Here is a 6163-nt window from a genome sequence, read left to right on the forward strand (position 1 = left end):
GAGGCCCGGGAGGAGCCCCGGGCCGGCGGACACTCCGGTCAGCGGCGCCCCATCGCGCCCCGTACCGCCTCATCCGTACGCCCCACCACGGCCGTACCGTCATCGGCCGTGATGATCGGGCGCTGGATCAGCTTCGGGTGCTCGGCGAGCGCCGCGATCCACCGGTCGCGTGAGGACTCCTCGCGCGACCAGTCCTTCAGACCGAGCTCCTTCGCGACCGCCTCCTGGGTGCGAGTGATGTCCCAGGGCTCAAGACCGAGCCGGTCGAGCACCGCGCGGATCTCGTCCGGGGACGGCACGTCCTCCAGATAGCGGCGCACCGTGTAGGAGGCGCCCTCCTCGTCCAGCAGATTAAGTGCGCCGCGGCACTTGGAACACGCGGGATTGATCCAGATCTCCATCCCGCCACGGTACTCCCCGTGCTCCGTTAAACCCCCTCTGGCCAGGGGCGATTGTCAGTGCCCGGCGGTAAAATCGAACTAGTTCGTGAGGGTCCCACCACCATGCCAGGAGGTCGCCGATGGCCGTTGCCGCAATCACGACGCCGCCGAAGCAGAAGTCCCGTCCAAAGCTGAAGAAGCAGCCGCTGCCTGCCGGGCAGCCGCGTGAGTGGTACGAATCCCACAACCGTCGGCTCAAGGCCATGCGCCTCGCCATCGCCCTGCTCGACACGGGCGTCTACCACCCGGCGAAGGCGAGCAACCGGCGGATACGCAGCACCGCCGAGCGGATCGGCATCCACCCGCCGTCCAACAGCACATGCCGCATGGTGCGGTCGCTGATCTACTCCGGCGACTGACACGTATGCGCAGGCGTCGCGGCCCGGGGCTCTCCGCCCCGGGCCGCACGTCACCCCGTACCTGTGAGTGCGGCGTGTCACAGACTACTCGCCACGCGCTGTGGGAACGTCAACTCTGCGACCGCATCAATGAGTTGTTGCTGGCGGTCCGCCCGTAAGTGGAGAGGATCGAATGAGCGCTCCGCACACCCTGACGCTTGACCAGGTGGTCGACACCACCCGCTACCCCCTGACGGACCCCGAGAACCCCGAGGCCATGGCCGTGCTGGAGCGCGCCCATCGCGAGCTCGGCGAACTCGGCTGCACCGTGCTGCCGGACTTCATCCGCTCCGAGTACCGCCAGGTCCTGGAGCAGGAGTGCTCGGCCATCGCCCCCCGGGCCCACTTCGACGTCGAGACGGTCAACGTCTACAACATCGAGATCGATCCGACGCTCCCCGAGCACCACCCCGGGCGCACCACCTTCCAGCGGGGCAACGCCTTCGTCGCACGGGACCGCATCCCCAAGAGCGCCCTCATCAGCAGGCTCTACTCGCACCGGGATTTCCAGCGCTTCATCGCCCGCTGCTTCGGTCTCGGCCGACTGCACGAGCTGGCGGACCCGCTCTCCGGTCTGGTGCTCAACGTCGTCGAGCCGGGCATGGAGCACCCCTGGCACTTCGACACCAACGAGTTCACCGTGAGCATGCTCACCCGCCAGGCCCAGAGCGGCGGGGACTTCGAGTACTGCCCCAACATCAGGACACCGCAGGACGAACGCTTCGGCGATGTCCGGGACGTGATCGAGGGTGGCGGACGGCGTCTCGTCCGCCGCCTCCCCCTCCAGCCGGGCGACCTCCAGCTCTTCAAGGGCCGCTATTCGCTCCACCGGGTGAGTCCCGTACGCGGCGAACACGCGCGCCATTCCGCGATCTTCGCCTACAGCGAGCGTCCGGGTGTCATCGGGAGCGTGCCAAGGACCCGGCAGCTGTTCGGCCGCGTGCTGCCCGAGCACCTGGCGGCCGAAGGCCGGGCGGTCAGAGGGGACCGGCTGCTCGACTAGGTCTGTCGCCCGGACAGGGGCCAGGTCCTGTCCGACCGAGGTCCGACTGAGGGAGGAAGAATTCCCGTGCGTTTCGACACGACCGGAAAAGTCTCGCTCGACGACATCTACAACCAGCCCGATCCGCGCACCTACTTCCGGGTGCTGCGCCCGCTCGGCTACTGCGTACCCCAGCTGGCAAAGCCCTACTTCGTGAAGTACATACAGGAATACCGGGAGTCCCTGCAGGTCGCCGAGCCCAGGGTGCTGGACATCGGCTGCTCCTACGGGATCAACGCGGCCCTGGTGAAGTACGACGCCACGATGGACGAGCTCTACGAGCGGTACGGCGACGAGGCGCGTGACGCGGAGCCCCGCGAGGCCCTGCTCTCCAGGGACCGCGAACTGTCCCGGTCACGCCAACCCGCCCAGCCCATCCGCTTCACCGGCCTGGACGCCTCCGCCGATGCGCTGGCCTACGCGCACGAGGCCGGGTTCCTCGACGACGCGATCCACGCCGACCTGGAGCACCATGACCCCACGCCGTCCCAGCGCGCCCAGCTCGCGGGTACGGACCTGGTCATCTCCACAGGCTGCATCGGCTATGTCACCGAACGGACCCTGACCCGGGTCATGGCCGCCCAGGGCGGCCGCCGCCCGTGGATGGCCCACTTCGTGCTGCGGATGTTCCCCTTCGACGCCGTCGAGCAGGCGTTGTCCGGACTGGGATACCGGACCACCCGCGTTGACGAGTTGTTCAGGCAGCGCCGCTTCGCCTCCGAGCGTGAACAGTCACTCGTACTCGACGGCATGTCGGCCGCCGGGGTGGATGCGCGGGGACTCGAAGCGGAAGGCTGGCTCTACGCACAGCTCTACCTTTCCCGCCCGAACAATCCGAATCGAGACCCGAATTGACCACCACCCAGGGTGCAGCGAGCAGCGCGAACGGGACATTCTCCCAGGAGCACAGCCTGCCGCGTGTCCCGCTGCCCACGCTGGAGGCCAGCTGCGAGCGCTTCCTCGAATGGTGCGCCCCGCTGCTGACCGCCGACGAACGTGCCGCCACCGAGGCGGAGGTCGCCGCCTTCCTCCGCCCCGACGGCCCCGGCCGGGCGCTGCACGCGGCGCTCGAGGAGTACGACAGCACCGAGGGCGTACACAGCTGGCTCGACACCTTCTGGCCGTACCGCTACCTCGGCCGCCGGGACCGTATCGCCCTCAACGCCAACTTCTTCTTCCTGTTCCAGGACCCCGCGCAGACGCAGACCCAGACCGAACGGGCCGCCGGTCTCATCGCGGGCGCGCTCGACTACAAGCGGCAGCTCGACGGGGAACTCATCGAGCCCGTCACGCTGCGCGGGGCCCCGCAGTCGATGGTGCAGCACAAGTACCTGTTCTCCGCGACCCGTATCCCCGGCCTCCAGCAGGACACCGTCCGCGCCCCTTACAGCGACAGCGCCCCCGGCCCGTCCACGGCACGGCACATCGTGGTGTTCTTCCAGGGCGCCGTGTTCCGGATGGACGTGCTGGGCCACAACGGCGTCCCGTACGCCCTGGACGACCTCGAAGCCGGCCTGCGAGCGGTCATGAAGGCCGGCGCCGAACCCGCCGCGCCGGACACCTCGGTGGGCCATCTGACCACTATGGCCCGCGCCGAATGGGCCACGGCTCGCCAGTCCCTCCTCGCGTTCCACCCCGGCAACGCCGAAGCGCTGGAGGACATCGAGACCGCGCTGTTCTGCGTCTGCCTGGAGGACTTCGCACCCGACGGCATCGAGGACGCCTGCGACGAACTGCTCCACGGCGACCGGGGCAACCGCTGGTTCGACAAGGCCGTGTCCTTCGTCGTCTTCGCGGACGGCCGCGCGGGCATCAACGTGGAGCACTGCGAGCTGGACGGCACCACCATCCTCAACTTCACCGACGCCCTGCTGTCCACCCCGCCCGCCGACCACTCCCGCCAGTCCGGAGCCCGCCCCCAGGGACTTCCCACCGTGGAACCGGTGGTGTTCGCCCTGGACGACACCCTCCGTTCCCAGGTCCGCACCGCGGCCGACGCGTTCGCCGCCTACGGACGCGCCACGGCCACCACCACCGTCTCGTTCGACGACTTCGGAAACACCGCGATCAAGGCCCTCGGAGTCTCACCCGACGCCTTCGTCCAGGCCGCCTACCAACTCGCCCACCAGCGCGCCAAGGGCCTCCTGGGCGCCACCTACGAGTCCATCGCCACCCGCCAGTACCGCAACGGCCGCACCGAGGCCATGCGGGTCGTCACCCCCGAGATGGTCGAGTTCGTCCGGACGATGGAAGACCCCGCCACGGACGCTCCCACCCGCCGTGCGGCCTTCCTGACAGCCGCGACCCGCCATGTCGCCCGCGCCAGGGAATGCCAGACCGGCCAGGCCCCCGAACAGCACCTGTGGGAACTCGAACTGATCCAGCGCCGCCGCGGCCGGGACCTGGGCGTCCCCGACCAGCCCGCCCTCTACCGCACCCCCGGCTGGCTGACCATGCGCGACGACTACCTGAGCACCAGCTCCGCACCCTCCCACAACATCCAGTTCTTCGGCTTCGGCTCGACCAGCACCCGCTGCATCGGCGTGGCCTACGTGCTGCTCCCCGAGCGCTTCAACCTCTACCTGAGCACCCCGCGGCCCGTCTCCGGCCAGATGCACGCCTTCGCCGACCGGCTACGGGAGGTGGTCGCCGAACTGCGCGACCTGCTGGCGCCCGAGCGGCCCTAAGGAGCGCGCGCCGGCCAGAGCGACAGGCGGGAGGACGCGCGCGAGGTCTGAAGGCAAAGAGCGAGGGCCGCCACCCCGGGCAGGGGTGGCGGCCCTCGCAGCGTTCGCTCGCCGGGCTCGGGCCCGGGCGCTCGACTGTGCTTCCTAGATGTCGAAGAACTGATGTTGTGAATCCGTGACCACGGGGATGTGTCGACGACGCCTGTCTGACCAGCGAGGAGTGGGTCGTCGGTGGTCGTTGTTGGGCACTCTGGGCCCTCCTTTGACGGCCCAGTGACGGCCCGACGATAGGCGCTGCTTGATACCGGCTGTCCTATCGGTGCCGTCTGCCTAAGGTGGGCAGACCGCCGGAGACCGTGCGAAGGCTGACCGATCGCGCGCGGTCGTCAGGGGGACGCGGATTCGCTTGTGCCTGAGCAACCTGCTGCTGTCGAGCGGCCTCACGCGCAGCCCGCTCGGCAGCTTCGCGCCTGATACGGGTGTCCATGTGCCCCTGTATGGCCACAGTTGCTAGGCCGATAAGCGCTTCGGCCCCGTCGGGGTACTCGGATCCAGCCACCAGAGCGCCTCGTTTGATGTTGCGCGTCACGATCAGTCGTCCCGGCGGAGCTGGTGGGTCGGGCACGGCGACGCGTATTCCCTCGGCGGCCCATAGCCGCTCAACGATTACGTGCAGGGCATCCAGGCCACGAGGTAACGGAACCACGCTTGCGGTGTAGTCCTCGTGGGGCTTCAACGACGCCTCCACAACCTCGCCGTCGACGACACGGCCATAGACAGTGAAGGTGGGCCAAGGGCCCCGCGGCTGACGGCCACGACTCCGTTTCGCCATGACGGCATGCTGCACCGGAAGCCCGCTCACCGCTAGACGAGTCATTCCGAATGCTGACGATGTGTTCGGGAACGCAGACAGGGCGTCCAAGATCGTTGTGTGACGAACAACCTGGACGCCCTGCTGACCGCACTGTACGTGAAGATTGACGACGAGATCGGAGGCCAAGCCCGGTTCTGTGGCCAGAGAGGCGAGCCACTGACCCCAGTGCGCCACCCATGTATCCACCTGATCCTGATCGACCTCCGCCAGCGGAAGAAGCTGAGATCGATGGCCGAGGCAGACGACTGGGCCCGCGCTGAGGCCACGCCCTCGGATGCGGAGATCACCCGCATCCGCCGCCTGATCCAGCGCGTCACCGAGGACATCGACCTGCTCACCGAGGACGAACGCGCCGAGGTCCAGCGGGCCGCGTTCCTCAGCGCCATGACGGCCCGGCTGCGCAGGCGGGGATGGGATGGCATGGTGAGCGGAACGAGTGCATCGATGGCGGCCGGGTTGGGGATGCATCTACCTCGCAGTGATGTCCCTCGACCCGACCGGGACGGGACGCAACCGCTGGACCACCCGCTGGAAGCGGGCCCTCCAGGCATTCGACATCGCCTTCGACGGACGCCTCACCCTGCAACCGAATCTGACCCACAACACCAACCCAGTTACACCGAAAGCTTGGCTCTTACAAGATTTCCGTAGGCGGTGATCGCTTCAACTGGCCTGTGGTGTCGGTTGGTTGGCGGTGAGATGCTGTCTGGGTGTGTTGTCGT

The 6163-nt window shown here is 68.2% G+C and carries 6 protein-coding genes; 5 read left to right on the plus strand and 1 reads right to left on the minus strand.

Going from position 1 to position 6163, the window contains the following annotated elements; all coding sequences use genetic code 11:
- Positions 1–38: 38 nt before the first annotated feature.
- Positions 39–401, minus strand: a complete 363-nt coding sequence (locus ABZ532_RS27170) for an arsenate reductase family protein (RefSeq protein WP_361289092.1) — start codon at positions 399–401, stop codon at positions 39–41.
- A 119-nt stretch (positions 402–520) separates the two neighbouring features.
- Between ABZ532_RS27170 and ABZ532_RS27175 the strand changes: the two genes are divergently transcribed.
- The 5 genes from ABZ532_RS27175 to ABZ532_RS27195 all read left to right on the plus strand — a co-directional run bounded on the left by ABZ532_RS27175 (position 521) and on the right by ABZ532_RS27195 (position 6092).
- Positions 521–799 (plus strand): hypothetical protein, encoded by a 279-nt coding sequence (locus ABZ532_RS27175; protein ID WP_361289095.1) that lies wholly within the window; start codon positions 521–523, stop codon positions 797–799.
- A 172-nt stretch (positions 800–971) separates the two neighbouring features.
- Positions 972–1841 carry an arpA protein gene (locus ABZ532_RS27180; protein ID WP_361289098.1) on the plus strand — a complete coding sequence of 290 codons (870 nt, stop codon included), beginning with the start codon at positions 972–974 and terminating at the stop codon, positions 1839–1841.
- A 66-nt stretch (positions 1842–1907) separates the two neighbouring features.
- The gene (locus ABZ532_RS27185) at positions 1908–2735 is read left to right on the plus strand and encodes a class I SAM-dependent methyltransferase (protein WP_361289101.1); all 828 of its coding nucleotides are present in this window, start codon (positions 1908–1910) and stop codon (positions 2733–2735) included.
- Complete coding sequence (locus ABZ532_RS27190) at positions 2732–4567, plus strand: choline/carnitine O-acyltransferase (RefSeq protein ID WP_361289104.1); 1836 nt, start codon at positions 2732–2734, stop codon at positions 4565–4567. Before ABZ532_RS27185 ends, ABZ532_RS27190 begins: the two co-directional genes overlap by 4 nt.
- A 931-nt stretch (positions 4568–5498) precedes the next feature.
- On the plus strand, positions 5499–6092 hold the full coding sequence (locus ABZ532_RS27195; RefSeq protein WP_361289116.1) for a hypothetical protein: 594 nt from the start codon (positions 5499–5501) through the stop codon (positions 6090–6092).
- The last annotated feature ends 71 nt before the right edge of the window (positions 6093–6163 follow it).

Source organism: Streptomyces sp. NPDC019396, from assembly GCF_040632375.1.
Classification (GTDB): domain Bacteria; phylum Actinomycetota; class Actinomycetes; order Streptomycetales; family Streptomycetaceae; genus Streptomyces.

Excerpts from the sequence above, each read along its gene's own strand:
- ABZ532_RS27170 (WP_361289092.1), bottom strand. The coding sequence starts at position 401 with ATGGAGATCTGGATCAATCCCGCGTGTTCCAAGTGCCGCGGCGCACTT.
- ABZ532_RS27180 (WP_361289098.1), top strand. The coding sequence starts at position 972 with ATGAGCGCTCCGCACACCCTGACGCTTGACCAGGTGGTCGACACCACC.
- ABZ532_RS27175 (WP_361289095.1), top strand. The coding sequence starts at position 521 with ATGGCCGTTGCCGCAATCACGACGCCGCCGAAGCAGAAGTCCCGTCCA.